At 49.0% G+C, this 17502-nt stretch carries 19 protein-coding genes; all 19 read right to left on the reverse strand.

What is annotated here, in order from left to right; genetic code table 11:
• Window positions 1–126: transposase (locus tag ACY2VT_RS09155; RefSeq protein WP_461879694.1), on the reverse strand; the 126-nt coding region annotated here is incomplete at its 3' end.
• Between the two features lie 85 nt (window positions 127–211).
• Complete coding sequence (locus ACY2VT_RS09160) at window positions 212–838, reverse strand: YczE/YyaS/YitT family protein (RefSeq protein ID WP_461879661.1); 627 nt, start codon at window positions 836–838, stop codon at window positions 212–214.
• 84 nt (window positions 839–922) lie between these two features.
• A complete protein-coding gene (gene fliB / locus ACY2VT_RS09165; protein WP_461879662.1) occupies window positions 923–2098 on the reverse strand; it encodes a flagellin lysine-N-methylase in 1176 nt (391 codons plus the stop codon).
• A complete protein-coding gene (gene larC, locus ACY2VT_RS09170) occupies window positions 2095–3480 on the reverse strand; it encodes a nickel pincer cofactor biosynthesis protein LarC (protein WP_461879663.1) in 1386 nt (461 codons plus the stop codon). The genes fliB and larC overlap by 4 nt, the downstream gene beginning before the upstream one ends.
• Window positions 3473–4225 carry a nickel pincer cofactor biosynthesis protein LarB gene (gene larB / locus ACY2VT_RS09175; protein WP_461879664.1) on the reverse strand — a complete coding sequence of 251 codons (753 nt, stop codon included), beginning with the start codon at window positions 4223–4225 and terminating at the stop codon, window positions 3473–3475. The genes larC and larB overlap by 8 nt, the downstream gene beginning before the upstream one ends.
• A gap of 228 nt (window positions 4226–4453) precedes the next feature.
• Window positions 4454–5362 carry a hypothetical protein gene (locus ACY2VT_RS09180; RefSeq protein WP_461879665.1) on the reverse strand — a complete coding sequence of 303 codons (909 nt, stop codon included), beginning with the start codon at window positions 5360–5362 and terminating at the stop codon, window positions 4454–4456.
• A gap of 183 nt (window positions 5363–5545) precedes the next feature.
• A complete protein-coding gene (locus tag ACY2VT_RS09185; protein ID WP_022461179.1) occupies window positions 5546–5866 on the reverse strand; it encodes a hypothetical protein in 321 nt (106 codons plus the stop codon).
• Window positions 5867–6010: 144 nt separating this feature from the next.
• Window positions 6011–6574 carry a Fe-S-containing hydro-lyase gene (locus ACY2VT_RS09190; protein ID WP_461873287.1) on the reverse strand — a complete coding sequence of 188 codons (564 nt, stop codon included), beginning with the start codon at window positions 6572–6574 and terminating at the stop codon, window positions 6011–6013.
• A gap of 2 nt (window positions 6575–6576) precedes the next feature.
• Window positions 6577–7419 carry a fumarate hydratase gene (locus ACY2VT_RS09195; protein WP_055265393.1) on the reverse strand — a complete coding sequence of 281 codons (843 nt, stop codon included), beginning with the start codon at window positions 7417–7419 and terminating at the stop codon, window positions 6577–6579.
• Window positions 7420–7544: 125 nt separating this feature from the next.
• Window positions 7545–9155, reverse strand: coding sequence for an FAD-binding protein (locus tag ACY2VT_RS09200; RefSeq protein ID WP_461873286.1), 1611 nt, complete (start codon window positions 9153–9155; stop codon window positions 7545–7547).
• A gap of 14 nt (window positions 9156–9169) precedes the next feature.
• The gene (locus ACY2VT_RS09205) at window positions 9170–9844 is read right to left on the reverse strand and encodes a 4Fe-4S dicluster domain-containing protein (RefSeq protein WP_461876833.1); all 675 of its coding nucleotides are present in this window, start codon (window positions 9842–9844) and stop codon (window positions 9170–9172) included.
• A gap of 16 nt (window positions 9845–9860) precedes the next feature.
• A complete protein-coding gene (locus tag ACY2VT_RS09210) occupies window positions 9861–10715 on the reverse strand; it encodes an FAD/NAD(P)-binding protein (protein WP_022461174.1) in 855 nt (284 codons plus the stop codon).
• Window positions 10716–11741: a 4Fe-4S dicluster domain-containing protein gene (locus ACY2VT_RS09215; RefSeq protein WP_461873284.1), complete on the reverse strand. Its 1026-nt coding sequence runs from the start codon at window positions 11739–11741 to the stop codon at window positions 10716–10718.
• Window positions 11742–11744: 3 nt separating this feature from the next.
• Window positions 11745–12713: a 4Fe-4S dicluster domain-containing protein gene (locus ACY2VT_RS09220; RefSeq protein ID WP_461879666.1), complete on the reverse strand. Its 969-nt coding sequence runs from the start codon at window positions 12711–12713 to the stop codon at window positions 11745–11747.
• Window positions 12698–13150, reverse strand: coding sequence for a hydrogenase iron-sulfur subunit (locus ACY2VT_RS09225; RefSeq protein ID WP_118741715.1), 453 nt, complete (start codon window positions 13148–13150; stop codon window positions 12698–12700). The genes ACY2VT_RS09220 and ACY2VT_RS09225 overlap by 16 nt, the downstream gene beginning before the upstream one ends.
• Window positions 13141–15129, reverse strand: a complete 1989-nt coding sequence (locus ACY2VT_RS09230; RefSeq protein ID WP_022461170.1) for a CoB--CoM heterodisulfide reductase iron-sulfur subunit A family protein — start codon at window positions 15127–15129, stop codon at window positions 13141–13143. Before ACY2VT_RS09230 ends, ACY2VT_RS09225 begins: the two co-directional genes overlap by 10 nt.
• 33 nt (window positions 15130–15162) lie before the next feature.
• Window positions 15163–15546: a 4Fe-4S dicluster domain-containing protein gene (locus ACY2VT_RS09235; RefSeq protein ID WP_022461169.1), complete on the reverse strand. Its 384-nt coding sequence runs from the start codon at window positions 15544–15546 to the stop codon at window positions 15163–15165.
• Window positions 15543–16340, reverse strand: coding sequence for a CoB--CoM heterodisulfide reductase iron-sulfur subunit B family protein (locus tag ACY2VT_RS09240; RefSeq protein WP_022461168.1), 798 nt, complete (start codon window positions 16338–16340; stop codon window positions 15543–15545). The genes ACY2VT_RS09235 and ACY2VT_RS09240 overlap by 4 nt, the downstream gene beginning before the upstream one ends.
• A gap of 207 nt (window positions 16341–16547) precedes the next feature.
• On the reverse strand, window positions 16548–17495 hold the full coding sequence (locus ACY2VT_RS09245; protein WP_461879667.1) for an L-lactate dehydrogenase: 948 nt from the start codon (window positions 17493–17495) through the stop codon (window positions 16548–16550).
• Window positions 17496–17502: the final 7 nt, after the last annotated feature.

A 17502-nucleotide genomic window follows, 5' to 3' on the forward strand; every position in this document is an offset into this window, starting at 1 on the left:
GAGCAGCTCCTTCAGCCGGACATCCACACCGTTCGTTAATACTTTTCGTCTATACTTTGGGCACCATACTACATGGTACTTACAGGAATAGACGACATTATTGTTTGATTGATATGTTGTGTTCATATTTGTATTATACGATATTTTATCGATTAATACAACTGTTATTTTGTCCATCTTCAATTACTTGCGTAAATTCGATGGACGCGTCTTATATCCCCATAGCTGAAGCAAGGGGTTTTACTGAAGCAAGGGGTTTTTCGACGCATTGGATAACAGTGCCGATTCCGATTCCTACCGGGCGGCCGGCACCGACAAGGCCGATCGCAAGGGAAATGACGATGGCGGAGAAATCAAAAAGATTTTTTCCGAAGCCCATGTTCTTTCCGCAGCGCTCGCCAAGAACTCTTGCCAGGCCGTCGGCCGGGTTTGGGACGATGTTGACATCTACGGTCACAGCGGCACCGATTCCCGTAAGAATGATGGCAAGGACAAGAACGAGAAGCCGCATTCCCATCTGATCAGGTGCCGGGAGAATCCGGTCGAAGATGGTGATAAAGGCGCTCGTCAGATAACTTGCGGCGACCTGTAAGAGCTGGAACGGCGGGAATTTTCCTTTCAGAAGTACGATCTGTAATATGATGAAGATCAAATACGCCACGAAAACCGCTGTTCCTGTTTCATAACCGAAGATCTGTGCCACGGCGTACGGCATGGAGATGATAGGCGATACGCCGAGGTTCGTCTTCGTATTCAGTGTGATGCCGAGTGCCAGCACCATAATTCCAATCAGATAAAGCGCAATGCGCAGAATCCATTTCTTTTGTTTTTCCTGCATAATTTTCCCTCTTTCTTTCTGTACAACATCTTTATCCTAGCACAGATCGGTGAAAATGTACAGGAAACTCCTCGGATATCCGGGCTATTCCTCTTCCAGTACGCATCCCTCCGGCGCATAGGTCTCGAAAAGCCAGTCCTCAAGTGCATTCAGATTATCGTCGGAATGCTCCACCTCGCGCGCATAGCGCCAGGAAAGTTCTTCGATATCGTGCATGGAAAGTGTTTTTCCGTTTTCCAGCCATCTTGCAATCAGGATTTCCTGAATCCACCGGACAGAGAACAGCGCGAGTTCCATTTTGGAACAGACCATATCGTCGTAGACGGCGCCGCAGAAATAGGTGTAGACGAAAAACATCAGAAGCTGCTCACCGATGTTTTCCCACTCTGCACGGCGTTCACCTGCAGCGCCCCAGGTGCGGTGAAATTCTTCACAGATGGCCTGATAAGCGGTTTTTCCGTTCTGATACAGCGCTTTTTCTGTACCGTCAAGCACAGTATCCCATTCCGGACGAAGACGCTCGAGACCGCGGAGAACGGCAAGTTCCTTCACCTGGCGGTCATATGCATGAAAGGATGCAGCATCCACACCTTTTTCCGCAAGGCTCTCCGCCACGCACTCGCTTAAGGTTCCCTCTTCCAGATGCTTTTCATACTTCCGAAGCAGGTCATCGATATCATACTCCCGCTGCTCCTCCATACAGATCTGATACTGTTCTGCGAGCTGCTCTGCCGCCGTCATGCGCTCCTGCAGCGGCAGTTCGCGGTTCTGCAGAATCCGGAACAAAACATCTCTCGTGTCTTCCAGCTGGGAGAACATCATGAAGTCAAACTCTTCAAAATCATCCTCCTCGTCGGTCTCCTCCTCCAGAAAACGCACCGGCTCTTTGCAGGACAGGATAATCCGTGCAGCTTCCGGGCAGGAGAGGGACAGGGATAATTCACGCAGACCCTCGTACTCCTCCGTATGGCGCGGATAAAGGCGGCAGGTGTCACATAAGGAATCCGGCCCCAGTGCCTTGTAAAGATCGCAGAGATTTTCATCATTCAGGAATGCACAGCGGCTATTGTTCTGGTAAAAACACTCTTCCTCCCAGTCGATCGAATTGCGCAGACGTTTTCCAAACTCGCTCTTCTCATTTCCATACCGCTCCAGGGAATCCTCGTCGATCACGATCTGCCAGCCGGCACAGCACGTATCCGGGCAGTCTCCGGCGGTGCATACAAACTGGTCGTAAAAATATGGTTTTAAATATCTCATGCTTTTTTGTTTCCTTCTTTATATTTCTGTACGATCCACGCGCCAGCCTCGCCGACCGGCATGCCGCTTTTTTCTGCAATTGCTGCGGCGCTCTCGTACTCCGGGTAAACTTTTTCAATCTCACCGTGGCGGCAGATCTTGACTGTCGCATCGCCGTACTCAGTTGCGATAGTCGCAAACTCGCGTTTCATCACGGTGCGCTCCATCCGGCAGCGGCGGATGCCGATTGTGGTAGTCTCGGCGAAAATAATATTTTCCAGCGTCTCCCGCGTTGTATCATCACAGATTACATCCAGCTGGTAAGCCGGGCGGTTTTTCTTCATATAGACCGGGATGTAATGGACATCTCTTGCGCCTGATCGCAGCAGTTTTCCCATGCAGTAGCCGAGCGCCTCGCCGGTACAGTCATCAATATTGCACTCCAGCTTCCAGATCGTATCTTTCTCGTCGTTTTCTTCTGTTTCGAGCATCATCGCACGCAGCAGTGACGGGCGCTCATACGTCCGTTTTCCGGCGCCAAGTCCTGTTCTGATACATTTGAAGGATGCCGGCAGTGTCTCTTTGGTACGGATTGCCGCTACAATAGCTGCTCCGGTCGGTGTGACCAGTTCGCCCTGGATTCCGGTCGGAACGAGGGTCAGGCCATGTGCCTGTACGATATTTAAAACGGCCGGTACCGGAACCGGAATCATGCCGTGCTGGCATCTGACAAAGCCGCTTCCCTCGCTGAGGCCCGTCACGATAACTTCATCCGGCGCCAGATTATCAATACAGACAGCAGCAGCGACGATATCCACGATGGAATCGACGGCTCCGACCTCATGGAAATGCACCTGATCGAGCGGCACGCCGTGGGCTTTTGCTTCTGCTTCCGCGAGGATCTGGAAAATGCGCTCCGCCAGCGCTCTTGCTCCCGGTGTCAGATCGCCGCGGCGGATAATCGCAAGAATCTCCGGCAGCCCGCGGTGCTCATGATGGTGATGATGCTCCTCTGTGTGATCGTGGTCATGGCTGTGTGTATGTTCGTGGTCATGCATATGCTCGTGATCATGCGTATGCTCATGGCCGTGCGTATGCTCCTGATCGTGTACATGTTCATGGTCGTGATCATGTGGATGGTCATGCACTTCCGCCCCATCCCCGTGCAGATACGCCATATCGTGATCATGGTTCTCATGCTCTGCATCCAGAATCACATTGAAATCGCAGGCATCCAGCCCCGACTTTTTCACTCTTGTAATTGCAATTTCGTATCCCGGCAGTTTCAAGCTTTCCAGTGATTTCTCCAGCACTTCCCGGTCTGCTCCCAGGTCGAGCAGCGCTGCAACGGTCATATCTCCGCTGATTCCGCTCCCGCACTCCAGATATAAACTTTTACTCATCTTGATGTACTCCCATTCTGTTAATCTGTGTTGCAATATATCCGGCTCCATAGCCATTGTCGATATTCACGACGGCAATTCCGTTCGCGCAGGAATTGATCATTGTGAGCAGCGCCGAAAGACCGTTCATGCTGGCTCCGTAGCCAACGGATGTCGGAACAGCAATCACCGGCTTGTCCACCAAGCCGCCGAGCACGCTCGCCAGCGCCCCCTCCATTCCGGCAACGGCTACGACGCAGTTAGCGCTCTGAATCGTATCGAGACGCGACAGCAGGCGGTGGATACCGCTCACACCGACATCGTAGATACGCTCAACGTTTGCACCGAAGTATTCTGCGGTCTGTGCCGCTTCCTCAGCAACCGAAATATCCGCAGTTCCCGCCGTACAGACAGCGATTTTTCCGATCCTCTTTTTGTCTTTTTTTTCTATTTTCAGAATATGGGACAGCGGATCATACACCACTTCCGGGAACTTCTCCCGGATCAGCTCGTACTGATGCTCACCGGCTCTCGTTCCGAAAACCTCTCCGTCCTGCTCATACAGGCGCGTAAAAATCTTCAGCAGATGCTCATCCGCCTTCCGCGCACAGAAAATGACCTCCGGGAACCCGCTCCGGATTTCCCGGTGCGTATCCAGCTTCGCATATCCCATCTCCTCGAACGGCTCTTTTTTGAAATATTTTTCTGCCTCTTCGATCGAGATTTCGTTGTTTTTTACTTTTTCTAATACCTCTCTTGCCTCCAAAGCATTCACCTCGTTTTCGTTTTTTCCTTTTTTTCACACCCAATTACGATACAACATAAAAAGAAAGCCGAAACCTCTGCTCTGCCAGAACCTTCTTTTTTTCTGACACGGCAAATCTCCAGCTTTCTTTATTTTAAACTATGAAGTGCACTTTAAGTCAAGCAGATTCTATACACAAGTATACCCTGCTTTTTGCGTTCCCGCAATCCCTTCTTTTGGCGGTGTGGGTCATCCCGCGTATGGAATTGACTCAAAATATTCATGTTCATCGACACCGTCAATCGTATGTGGAAAACCTTCCGCAGTTTCTATATGGATTCGGCACATCGTTCCATCGGAAAGTTCTGCATCCACATACGTTGTTCCATCTGTCTTTTTCGGAGTCAGCTCTGTTCCGCTCGTAAGCACGATATTTTCCGGGTTTCCATTGCTGTTAAAAATTTCTGCCGTCAGGGTCGTTCCCTCCTTGACAACCAGCGGTCCTGTCAGCCATTCGATCGTATAAGCATCTTCTTTTGCCTCTGGAAGTCCATCTTCCCCAACACCAACCGTTCGATATCCTGCATATGTCCCAAGCATATAGATCCTGTCAGCCCACTGGAATGCATTCACATCCTGAATTCCTTCGTCTCCGATTCTTCCCTCTGCTTTTCCCGCTTCTGCAATTTCATCGGATGTTACCCGAAAAACCGTCACAGAATGCATGAGATCTTCGCCATAAGATTCCTGATACAGATAATGATCACCATCTGCACTTCGAATCATCCACGTCTCTTCATATCCTCCATACAGTTCTTTCTGATATCCCAGACCGTCACAGTTCATCTGCATCGTATAAGCATAAAGCTCCAGATTATGATTGTCCTTTCCATCCCCCTCAAAGGTAAAGGAAAATTCTTCTTCCTTCCCATCCCCATCGAAATCATCCCGGTAAATTTCTCCTTCTGAGAGCTTCACTGCCGTGGCACCTTTTTCGTTCTCTGCTTCCGCACCCTCCGGCACAGCATCCCCCGATCTTTCTGAACTCGCAGCTGTACTTTCTGATCCATTTCCCGCCTCACCTTTCTGAGCTACTCCGCATCCGCTTACCATCGCTGCCGTCAGGCATGCTGCCATGATCCATGCATATTGTTTCATAAAAATCCTCCTTTCTCTTACACCGATCGTCTCTTGATAACTCCATTATACAGAATCCTTCCCCCCCTGCAAGCGATCTCAGAAATCGTAAGATATTTTAAGCAAAACGTAAGAATCCCCGCCGATGCCGCATCAAATGCCGCACCGCCGGGGATTCTGTAAATTTAACTGTATTCCGCTGCTTTATTTCTCTGCTTCTCTTTTCTTATCCAGTTTTACATTGCGGAAGTACAGCACCATATCTACGGTGATCTCTGCAATGTTCAGGAAATAGAAAGCCCATGCAAGGAAAAAGATCCAGTCTTTGTCCGGGTTGTTCATATAGCTGATAAATTTGTTGGCAATACCGAAAATATATCCGATCCAGATGAACACCTCAAAGTAAAGGCTCTTTCCTTTTGCTGTTCTTGAAGTCCAGGATTTATAAATGGACAGCGGCCAGGACAGGCCAAAGCACAGGATCATCAGTGCTTCCAGTAAGTGGCTTATCATTTCTACAGTCATGTTTTTCTTCCTCTTTCATTTCTTTTTCTGCCGAAAGTCGCTTGCAAGTGTCAATGCCCTGATGTCTTTTCAGCTTGAGACCTGTCTGAAATAATCAGACAGGTCTATGGTCTCTCTTGTATTTCGTCGTTACAAATGTAACCTTTAGTCTTCTTTATGCGCTTCTAAGTACTCTTTTCTTCCCATCTCATACAGATTGTTTCCGTAGCTGTCGATAATAACAAACAGTGGCATATCTTCTACTTCCAGACGGCGAAGTGCCTCTGCACCGAGATCTTCGTATGCGATCAGCTCTGCTTTTTTGATGCATTTTGCAAGCAGTGCACCGGCTCCGCCAATGGCTCCGAAATATACACCATGATATTTCTTCATGGCTTCTACCACTTCCGGAAGACGTGCGCCTTTACCAATCATTCCTCTTGCGCCTACAGACATCATCGTCGGAGCATAAGCATCCATACGACCGCTGGTGGTAGGGCCGGCACTTCCGATAACCTGACCTGGTTTTGCAGGAGTCGGTCCTACGTAATAAATTGTAGCATCGGTAGGATCAAACGGGATTTTTTCTCCTCTTGCGAGCGCTTCACACATTCTCTTATGTCCGGCGTCACGGGAAGTATAGATAGTTCCGGTCAGATATACGGTATCTCCGGCATGCAGTGTTTTTGCCAGTTCCTCTGTTAAAGGCAGCTGAATATGTTTTTCCATGATCAGATCACCTCCGTTTTATGACGGGTAACATGGCAGTTGATGTTGACTGCACACGGCATTCCCGCGATATGAGTCGGCATTGTCTCGATGTTGAGGCCGATAGCTGTGGTCTTTCCGCCAAAGCCCTGCGGTCCGATGCCGAGCTTGTTCACTTTCTCCAGCATTTCTTTCTCCAGATCTGCATAGAACGGATCCGGATTCTCGGAATCGATCGGGCGCATCAGCGCTTTTTTCGCAAGCAGTGCACATTTATCGAAGGTTCCGCCGATACCAACGCCGACTACCATAGGCGGGCATGGGTTCGGGCCTGCTGTCTCAACAACTTCCAGAATGAAATCTTTGATTCCCTGAAGACCTGCAGACGGTTTAAACATGCGGATCATACTCATATTTTCGCTTCCGAAGCCTTTCGGGCCTACGGTTACTTTGATCTGATCGCCAGGAACGATCTCGGTGTAGAGCATAGCCGGGGTATTGTCTCCGGTGTTTCCTCTTCTGACCGGATCTTTGACAACAGATTTTCTTAAATATCCTTTATCGTAGCCTCTTCTGACGCCTTCATTGACTGCCTCTGCAAGATCTCCTCCGGCAATGTGTACATCCTGTCCGATTTCCAGGAAAACACATGCCATTCCGGTATCCTGGCAGATCGGCACGTTCTGTGCATCTGCAATTTCGTAGTTCTCTACGATTTTATCCAGAACGCCTTTTGCAATTTCGCCATCCTCGCAGGCACGGCAGCCTGTAATGGCACATTTTACGTCTTCCGGAAGATGATAGTTTGCTTCGATACAAAGTTTTTCTACCACATCCGTAATGGTACTAGCCTGAATTTCACGCATGGGATTCTCCACCTTTCTTTCCTTCTATTTTATCATACCGATCATCCAATGGATTTTCAGCACGGAAAGCGTGTCCAGGGACAGTACTTCTGCCCCGGGCCACGCTTTTTCGCGGTTACTGCATTTTACAGGTGTCTTTTACCTGCATAATCCGGCAGAAGCTGCGGAGATACCATACCGGTATCAATACCTGCCTCTTTTAAGGTCTCAGCGTATTTCTCAACGTGATCCAGATTCATCTTGCCAAGCGTTACGTCTTTGGCTTTTGCTGCAGCAGCTTTTCCTGCATCGCGGCCAAATACAATAACGTCAAGCAGAGAGTTGCCCATCAGACGGTTTCTTCCGTGGATTCCTCCGACAGCCTCGCCTGCTACAAGCAGGTTGTTTACCGTATTGGTGAAGCCTTCGCCGTTGATTTCCAGACCACCGTTCTGATAATGCAGGGTCGGATAAACCAGAATCGGCTCTTTTCTCATATCGATACCATACTGCATGAACATACGGAACATAGCCGGGATTCTCTTCTCGATGGTTCCTTCTCCGTGAAGCAGCTCGATCATCGGGGTATCCAGCCATACAGCTTTGCCCTGCGGAGTCTCAACGCCCTCGTTGCGGTCGTCGGAGCACTCGCGGATGATGCTTGCTGCGGATACGTCACGGGTTTCCAGCGGATGCATGAATGCTTCGCCGTCTACGTTTACGAGCATTGCGCCAAGAGAACGTACTTTCTCGGTTACCAGAGCACCGAAGATCTGAGCCGGGTAAGCAGCTCCAGTCGGATGGTACTGAATGGTATCCTGATACAGAAGCGGAGCACCTGCACGGTATCCGAGGATCAGACCGTCAGCGGTTGCACCGTAGTGGTTAGAGGTTGGGAAGTTATTGTAGTGAAGGCGTCCTGCACCACCGGTTGCGATGATGACCGTTTTTGCTTTTGCTACCTGGTACTCGCCAGTCTCCATGTTCTGGAGAACAGCACCTGCGACCTGTCCCTTGTCGTCTTTGATCAGCTCTACAGCGGAAGAGAACTCAACAACCGGGATTCCACGGTTGATGACTTCATCACGCAGAGTTCTCATGATCTCTGCTCCGGAGTAGTCACGGCAAGCGTGCATACGTTTTCTGGAGGTTCCGCCGCCGTGTGTTGTTACCATACGGCCGTTCTCATCTTTATCGAACATAACGCCGAGATTCTCCAGCCAGGAGATTGCATCCGGAGCTTCCATTACGAGCTTGCGGAGCAGTTCCGGTCTTGCAGCAAAGTGTCCGCCGCCGAATGCATCGAGATAATGCTGTGCCGGGGAGTCGTTCTCTTTGTCAGCTGCCTGGATACCACCCTCAGCCATCATGGTGTTTGCATCACCGATACGGAGCTTGGTGGTAATCATAACGTTTGCGCCTGCCTCGTGTGCTTCGATCGCTGCAGAAGAACCTGCTCCGCCGGCACCGATCACGAGTACGTCTACGTCGTAATCTACTTTGTCAAGGTCAATATCAACACCTAAAATACGGCTGTTGGACTCCAGCAGGTAGCCGAGCTCTGTCGGAACTTTCTCGCCTTTGTTCGGGCCGACTTTCAGGGTAATGAAGCCTTCCTCTTTATAGTCCGGATGATATGCTGCAAGAAGGGCATCTTTCTCATCCGCTGTCATTCTTCTTGGCTCATTTGCCATTCTCTGGGCTCTGGTAGCTTCCACCTTTTTGATGGATTCCTGCATATTAGCCAGTGTATACATTCGAATTTCCCTCCTTATTTCTCAATCTCACGGTTGTTGTAAAGTTCCTGCATTTCCTCGATCGGTTTGTTCATAACCTTCTCGATCAGATCATCGAATTTTCCTTCGTTGATCTCTGCTACACGGTTCTTTACGTGTTCAGACTTCGGAGCAATATATTTTCCATTCAGACGTCTTGCCAGCTCTCCTACCATCGGATGGGAGATTCCGGCCGGACAGCGGGATGCGCAGATTCCACAGCCGATGCAGTCGAAGGACTCTTCTGCACATTTTTTGAAGTCGCCTCTCTGTGCGTATGCGATATACTGCATAACGTTCAGATCCTGAGGACATCCTTTGGTACATGCATTACATCCAACGCAGCTGTAGATTTCCGGATACAGATCCATCATGACTCTCTGCTCTGCGCTGATCTCTTCGATATCGTAGGTTCTCTTGTCGATCGGATAGAACGGAAGGCTTGCGATATACATACCGTCTTCTACCTGTGTCTGACATGCCAGACAGGTTTTCAGCTCATTCTTTCCTTTGATTCTGTAGATGGTCGCACATGCACCGCAGAATCCGTGACGGCATCCGCATCCGCGTTTTAACTGATATCCGGCATACTCCATAGCGGTCATGATGGTCAGATCGCCAGGTACGGAATACTTCTTGCCGTAAACGTAAATATTTACCATTTCCTGCATTTTCTTCAACCTCCGTTTAATATTCGTTCGGTAATTCGTCAATCTCGTCGCAGCGGAAAACAGGGCCGTCCTTGCAGACGTATTTATCTCCGATGTTGCAGCGGCCGCATTTTCCGATACCGCATTTCATACGAAGCTCCAAAGTGGTGTAAACCTGTGTTTTCTCATAGCCCAGTTCCTGAAGTCCCTGAAGAACAAATTTGATCATGATCGGCGGTCCGCAGATCAGAGCTGTTTTGTCAACGGACATGTTCAGTTCTTTCACATAATTCGGAACGAATCCTACATGGCCGTCCCAGCCTTCCTGCTCACGGTCAATCGTCAGATGCACGTTGACATCTTTTGCTTTCGCCCATACTTCCTGGATCTCTTTTAACTGTACCAGATCATCCTTGGAACGGGAACCGTAAACGATATCTACGGTACCATAATTATCACGATTGTCCAGTACGTAATTGATCACGGAACGCAGCGGAGCAAGTCCGATACCGCCGGCGATGAACAGCAGGTCCTGTCCTTTTAATACAGTTTCTACCGGGAAATGATTTCCGTACGGTCCACGAACCAGGATTTCATCTCCTACGGACATATTATGAAGATAATTTGTCAAAGTACCGCACTCTTTAATTGAGAACTCCTGGTACTCTTTGTTTGTCGGTGAGGATGTAATGGAAAACAGTGCCTCTCCAACGCCCGGCACGCAGAGCATTGCGCACTGGCCAGGCATATGTTCAAACAGCTTGGTGCCGTCCGGACGAACGATACGGAATGTCTTTACGTCCGGTGTTTCGCGGCGGATATCTGTGATGATACCTACCTGCGGCAGCAAAGCGTTTTTCTTTTCTTCGCTTCCACAACTACAATTGCACATTTACTTGGTACCTCCCATGCGTTTGATGACTTTTACGATATTCAGCGACTGCGGGCATTTCTCTACGCAGCGTCCGCATCCGACACAGGAATACATTCCATCGTTGTTGTCCGGGAAGTAAACCAGCTTGTGCATGAAACGCTGACGGAAACGCTGCATCTGTGTGGTACGGTTGTTTCCTGCTGCCATCATCGTGAAGTCAGAGTACATGCAGGAATCCCAGCAGCGATAACGCTGTACGCCGTTTCCGGTATTGAAATCCTTGATATCATAGCACTGGCAGGTCGGACAGGAGAACGTACAGGTTCCGCAGCCTAAGCAGGCGTCGGAAAGCTCTTTCCATTTCGGATCATCGAAACGCTCTTTTGTCTTGCCTACACCCCATCCCTCGAGGGAGAGATTGCTGTTTGGCATCTTGTCGATCAGGGTACGGATCGCTTCTTTTTCAGCCTCAACCTCTTTTGTAAGATCCTGCTCGGTGAGGTACTCTTTTACAAGCTCTGTCAGTTTCTCACCCTTTTCGGTTTTTGCTTCCCATGCATAACCGTCAGCTACCTGCCACATCGCAACATCTGCCTGCGGTTCTGCCGCATCGATGCCGAAGGTCTTACAGAAGCAGCTGTCTTCCGGTTCATGGCATGCAAGAGAAACCACGATGCCATGCTCTCTTCTTGCTGCATAGTAAACGTCAGCCGGCTCGCTTAAGAATACGCGGTCCAGAACATCGAAAGCACGGACATCACATGGACGAACGCCGAAAATAGCGAACGGTGCGTCTTTTAATGCTGCCGGTTCAATGCTTGTCTTATTTGCCTTCTGATAGCAGGAGTAAAGAACTTCACTCTGCGGGAAAAAGGCGTCTTTTGGGGATTTTACGGTTTTTAAGGTATCGAGATCCACCTTCGCGTCCTCAGTCCAAAAACCGAAATTGGTAATTCCATTGTTTTGTACCGGAAGGAAAAGATCCATCTCCTTTGCAACAGCGGCAAGGAGCTCCGGCATTTTTTCTCTGCTAATCTGATACATCCCTTAACCCCTTTCCTTGACGATACTTGGCTCTACATCTTCCTGTGTGAAGTTGGTGAGCGGTGCACGGCTGTCAGTGTCTTCTCCTGCCTGATACTCTCCGTAGAACTCATCGATATCTTTGATGAATTTACGATTCAGAAGGTGCAGCGGAATATGCTGCGGACATACGCGGGAACACTCACCGCAGTCCGTACAGCGTCCGGCAACGTGGAATGCACGGATGATGTGGAACATCTGCTCCTCAAATGTCGTAGTGTTTGCTTTCTGTGCAGTATCGTAACGGTCATTGTCAAATACGCACTTAATACAGCTGCAGGCCGGACATACGTTGCGGCATGCATTACAGCGGATACAGCGGGAAAGCTCATTCTGCCAGAATGCGAACCGTTCTTCCGGAGCCATTGCCTCAAGCTTTTCAACCAGTTCGAAACGGCCTTCTTTTGCCGGTTTTTCCTCGTCACAGCCTTCTGCGAGCTCGTCGTATGCTACATGTTTTCCACCTTTGCAGGCCTTACATCTCTCGAGGATGACATCCTCTCTTTTCAGCTCTTTGTCACCGTAAACCGTTGCAACTTTGATGGTATCGCCGTCCTCTGTTACAGCGGTAATACCCTTGCAGCCTGCTTCACGGATTTTCTCAATATCGAGTTTTCCGTCGCATCCTACACCAACGATGTAGGTTTTCTCACGGTCCACACGATGCTCTTTGATTAACTGATTAAAGCTGTAGGTATCGCACGGTTTTAAGAAAACGAGTGTTTTTCCCTCTTCTTTTGATGCTTTAATCATGTATTTGCTTAAGTTGGCACCACAGAATCCGTCATAGGTAAATTCGTCAAAACTCTCGGCACTTTCAAAAAATGCAGGCTCTGCGCTGAAATCTGTATCGCCTTTTCTCCAGCCAAGAACGCGGACTACGGTACCGTCAGACAGAAGCTCTTTTGCGCGTGATACTAATTTTTCTTGCATCGTAAATCCTCCAATCTGACATTCTTACCAAGACTTCTCACCTGCTCAATGAACTCGTTCATGGTCTGGGAGAATTTCACACCTTCTGCGGCGGATACCCATTCCACACGGGTACGTCCGTTCTCAACACCAATGTAATCGAGCATGGAGAACAGCAGGGTCATACGTCTTCTTGCATAATAGTTTCCTGTACTGTAATGGCAGTCTCCCGGATGACATCCGCAGAGAATAACTCCGTCAGCACCCTTCTGGAATGCTCTTAAGATAAAGAGCGGATTAACACGGCAGGAACATGGAACACGGATGATCTTTACATCTGCCGGATAGGAAAGGCGGCTGGAACCTGCCAGGTCTGCTCCTGCGTAGGAGCACCAGTTGCAGCAGAATGCCACGATGACTGGCTTAAATTCTTTGTTTTCGTTGTTATCTATCGGCATATTGCATCTACCTCCGCGAGAATTTGTCTATTGGAGAATCCTTTCAGGTCCATAGCACCGGACGGACATGCAACGGTACATGCACCACATCCATGGCAAAGTGCGCCGTTAACGACTGCCACATGTCTGGTTTCGCGGATTCCGTGGTCGTTGACCTGACGATCTTCGTAAGAAATCGCGCCGTATGGGCAGACTTTTTCACAGGATGCACATCCGTTACAGAACAGCGGATTGGATTCTGCTGTACACGGGTTGGTGGTCAGTTTGTCTTTTGCAAGCAGTCCGACTACTTTAACAGCAGCTGCTCCGGCCTGTGCAACGGTTTCCGGAATATCTTTTGGTCCCTGGCATACACCGGAGAGGAAAACTCCTGCGGTCGGAGACTCGACCGGACGCAGTTTTGCGTGTGCCTCGGTAAAGAAGTCGTTGGTATCCATACTTGCAGTCAGCATGGTAGCCAGTTTTCTTGCATCTTTACTCGGCTCGATTGCCGTTGCAAGGACAACAAGATCTGCTTCCATCTTAATCTGGCGGTTGTCCAGAAGATCGGATCCCTGTACCAGAAGACGTCCGTTCGGAGCCTCAGATACTTTTCCTACCTGACCTTTAATATAGTCTACACTAAACTCTTCTACTGCACGGCGGTAGAACTCATCGAAGTTCTTACCCGGGGTACGAACATCAATGTAGAAAACATGTACATTGACATCCGGATAGTGGTCACGCACCAGCATAGCCTGTTTTGCGGTGTACATACAGCAGATCTTGGAGCAATAGCTCTTTCCTCTGCAGGTTACGTCACGGGAACCAACGCACTGGATAAATACGATATCCTTCGGATGCTCGCCATTGGAAAGACGTACTACTTTACCGCCTGTCGGGCCGGCAGCGTTCATCAGACGCTCCATCTCAAGAGAGGTAATAACATCCTTGCTCTGGTTGTAATAATATTCATCAAACTTATCCAGATTGATGGTATCAAAACCGGTTGCAACAACGATGGCACCGTACTCTCTGGTAATTACTTCATCTTTCTGATCGTAATTTACTGCACCTGCTGCACAGACTTTGGAACAGATACCGCATTTTCCGGTTTTAAAATGGATACAGTTTGCAGTATCAATGACCGGCACATTCGGAACTGCCTGTGCGAACGGTGTGTAAATTGCAGTACGTGTGGACAGTCCACGGTTGAACTCGCTTAAGTTTTTCTTGGATGGACATTTCTCCTGGCAGAGACCACATCCGGTACATTTGTCCATATCTACGTATCTTGCTTTTTTGCGGATGTCTACTTTGAAATCACCGACAAATCCGCCAACGCTCTCTACTTCACTGTAGGTATAGATGTTGATCTTCTCATGGGCATTTACCTCTCCCATACGAGGAGTCAGGATACAGGAAGAACAGTCGAGGGTTGGGAAGGTTTTATCAAGCTGGGACATTCTTCCGCCGATACTCGGGGTCTTCTCTACGATATCTACTTCATAGCCTGCATCTGCGATATCCAGTGCTGTCTGAATACCTGCGATACCGCCTCCGATCACCAGCGCACGTTTTACAACGCGGCTCTCGCCCGGGGTAAGCGGGGTGTCCAGCATAACTTTTGCAACGGCTGCACGGGCCAGGATCACGGCCTTCTCGGTAGCCTCTTCCATATCTTTATGAATCCAGGAACACTGCTCACGAATGTTTGCAATCTCCAGCTGATACGGGTTCAGACCCGCTTTTTCTGCTGCTTTGCGGAACGTTCCTTCATGCATACGCGGAGAGCAGGAACAGATCACAACGCCGGTCAGATGCTCGTTCTGAATGGCATCGATCACTTTCTGCTGACCTGTTTCGGAACACATATACTGATAATCCTCTGCATGTACAACACCCGGCTCTTTGCTGATGACATCAACAACTTTTTTAACATCAACGGTAGCCGCAATATTTGTACCGCAGTGGCAGACAAATACTCCTATTCTTTGCACTTTTCTCTCACCTTTCTGTGGATGGGTTGTTTTTTACTTTCTATATTTACGGAATGCACTCATCAGCAGCTGCTGCGGAGTCTCATCGTCCAGAAGTGCCGGAATTTCATCCGGGGAGAGATAATTCTCACCTTTCTGGCGGATGACAGAAAGACGGACTGCCTCGATCAGTTTGGCAGGTTTTACGTCTCTTGGACAGCGCTCTACGCATGCGAAGCAGGAGAGGCATTTCCAGATGGACTTGGAGTTCATCAGCGCTTCCACATCGCCATTCTGTACATAGGATACGAACTGATGCGGACGGATGTCCATCTCATTGTAAGCAGGGCAGGATGCAGAGCATTTACCGCATCTCATACATTTTCTGGTATCCACGCCGGCGATGGCACGGATTTCATCGGATGTTACAATTTTCATGCCTGCACCTCCTCTTTGATGCCGAGTGCTTCTGCAAGAAGCTCGGTAAAGTAGGTAACCGGAAGACCTTCTTTTGTTCCGTTATTGCGCAGGTTGTACATGCAAAGCGGACATGCGGTGATCAGTTCTTCTGCTCCTTTGTAGGATGCGGACGCCATGATCTGGTCTACCATGTTGGATGCCATTTTCTTTTCTTTCAGGGATATGTAGCCACCGCAGCACTCATTTCTCATCGGATATACGACCGGTGTTGCGCCAAGGGCCTTGATAAAGTCTTCAATGATAGTCGGATTTTCCGGATCGTCAAACTGCATTGTGGTACTCGGACGAAGCAGCATGCAGCCGTAATATGCGCCGATTTTTCTTCCTTTTAATGGATTTACCACTTTCTCTTTGATCTTGTCAAATCCAACGACGTCACGCAGTACTTCCAGATAATGAAGCACTTTTGTTTCGCCAAGATACGGCTCGGAAAGAGCCATGTAGTTGTTTACTTTGGTCTGAATGTCCTCTACATTCGCCATGTCATCGTTTACGCGTTTGATCACGTGATGACAGGCGGAACAGACTGTGATCAGATCCTGTCCTTTTTCTTTGGCGTCTGCTAAGGCGCGAACCGAAGAAAGTTTTGTGGCGATTTCATCGGATGCCTGTGGATACACGGCTCCGCAGCACTGCCAGTTTTCAATTTCTTCCAGTTCAAATCCCAGAACTTTTGCGCACTCTCTGGCATAGTGATCCAGATCTTTTGCTTTGTTCTTCAGCGTACAGCCCGGAAAATAACTGTAGGTCATGGAATTGCTCCTTTCTTACTTGCTCCTGTTGGTTTCCATTTTTCCCGCGGTATCTTCTGTCCGGCACCGGAAAAGCTTCCGGTACTCTTCTTTTCGTGCACCCTCCGGAAAACCCCTTCAGGCGCACGTTAAGGCAGTGGGAGATACCGCTCTTTCGCACTTTCTGCCACTGCCATAAGGTTTTATGTTTTGAGCTAAAAAACGCTCTTAGTGCTCGATCTGTGCGATAACTGCTTTTAATGCATCGGCACTTGCTTTGAGTTTTTCTACTTCCTCTTTTGTCATGCGCATTGGGATCTTGCCCTGTACGCCTTTCGGTCCAACGAGGGTCAGTGTGCTTAAGCATACATCCTCGATGCCGTACTCACCGTGCATCATGGAAGATACGGTTGCTACAGAATCGGAAGAAGAAAGAATGGTTGCTACCAGCTTACATACTGCAACAGATACTGCATAGAACGTAGCTCCTTTGTTTGCAATAACCTGTCCACCGGAGGTTCTGACATACTCAAGCATAGCATCTTTGTCGATCTTGGTAACGTCTCTGCCCATTTTTTCTACGGTCTCGTAGTACTCGTCCAGGCTGACACCGGAAACGTAAGCGCCGCTCCACGGAATGAAGGAAGTATCGCCGTGCTCACCGAATACGTAAGCGTGGATGTTTTTCTGGGCAATGTTGAGGTGTTCAGACAGTCCGCAGCGAAGTCTTGCGGAATCCAGCATGGTACCGGAACCAAGGATCTGGTTTTCCGGAAGTCCGGAGATCTTTGTAAACACGTAGGTCATGATATCAACCGGGTTGCTTACAATGATGTAGATGGCATTCGGAGCCGCTTTTACGATTTCCGGTGTGATGGATTTTAAGATGTTTACGTTGGTCTGGGTCAGCTCAATACGGGTCTGGCCAGGCTTTCTTGCAATACCGGAAGTAATAATTACGATATCAGAGTCCTTGGCATCCTCATACTCACCGGCAATGATGGAGACCGGATCGCGGAAGCAGGTACCCTGCGCGATATCCATAACCTCTCCCTCTACTTTTTTCTTATTAATATCGATGAGGACGATCTCAGATGCGATATCTTCGTTCGACAGTGTATAGGCGATCGTAGATCCAACGCTTCCAGCTCCAATGATGGTAATCTTGCTGCTCATAAATACT

It is taken from the genome of Fusicatenibacter sp., from assembly GCF_050872605.1.
Taxonomy (GTDB): domain Bacteria; phylum Bacillota; class Clostridia; order Lachnospirales; family Lachnospiraceae; genus Fusicatenibacter.

Coding starts and splice junctions, on each gene's coding strand:
- ACY2VT_RS09220 (WP_461879666.1), bottom strand. CDS start 12,713: ATGCAAGAAAAATTAGTATCACGCGCAAAAGAGCTTCTGTCTGACGGT.
- ACY2VT_RS09245 (WP_461879667.1), bottom strand. CDS start 17,495: ATGAGCAGCAAGATTACCATCATTGGAGCTGGAAGCGTTGGATCTACG.
- ACY2VT_RS09160 (WP_461879661.1), bottom strand. CDS start 838: ATGCAGGAAAAACAAAAGAAATGGATTCTGCGCATTGCGCTTTATCTG.
- ACY2VT_RS09205 (WP_461876833.1), bottom strand. CDS start 9,844: ATGCAGGAAATGGTAAATATTTACGTTTACGGCAAGAAGTATTCCGTA.
- ACY2VT_RS09195 (WP_055265393.1), bottom strand. CDS start 7,419: ATGCGTGAAATTCAGGCTAGTACCATTACGGATGTGGTAGAAAAACTT.
- ACY2VT_RS09235 (WP_022461169.1), bottom strand. CDS start 15,546: ATGAAAATTGTAACATCCGATGAAATCCGTGCCATCGCCGGCGTGGAT.
- ACY2VT_RS09200 (WP_461873286.1), bottom strand. CDS start 9,155: ATGTATACACTGGCTAATATGCAGGAATCCATCAAAAAGGTGGAAGCT.
- ACY2VT_RS09215 (WP_461873284.1), bottom strand. CDS start 11,741: ATGTATCAGATTAGCAGAGAAAAAATGCCGGAGCTCCTTGCCGCTGTT.
- fliB (WP_461879662.1), bottom strand. CDS start 2,098: ATGAGATATTTAAAACCATATTTTTACGACCAGTTTGTATGCACCGCC.
- ACY2VT_RS09180 (WP_461879665.1), bottom strand. CDS start 5,362: ATGAAACAATATGCATGGATCATGGCAGCATGCCTGACGGCAGCGATG.
- ACY2VT_RS09185 (WP_022461179.1), bottom strand. CDS start 5,866: ATGACTGTAGAAATGATAAGCCACTTACTGGAAGCACTGATGATCCTG.
- ACY2VT_RS09190 (WP_461873287.1), bottom strand. CDS start 6,574: ATGGAAAAACATATTCAGCTGCCTTTAACAGAGGAACTGGCAAAAACA.
- larC (WP_461879663.1), bottom strand. CDS start 3,480: ATGAGTAAAAGTTTATATCTGGAGTGCGGGAGCGGAATCAGCGGAGAT.
- ACY2VT_RS09210 (WP_022461174.1), bottom strand. CDS start 10,715: ATGTGCAATTGTAGTTGTGGAAGCGAAGAAAAGAAAAACGCTTTGCTG.
- ACY2VT_RS09240 (WP_022461168.1), bottom strand. CDS start 16,340: ATGACCTACAGTTATTTTCCGGGCTGTACGCTGAAGAACAAAGCAAAA.
- ACY2VT_RS09225 (WP_118741715.1), bottom strand. CDS start 13,150: ATGCCGATAGATAACAACGAAAACAAAGAATTTAAGCCAGTCATCGTG.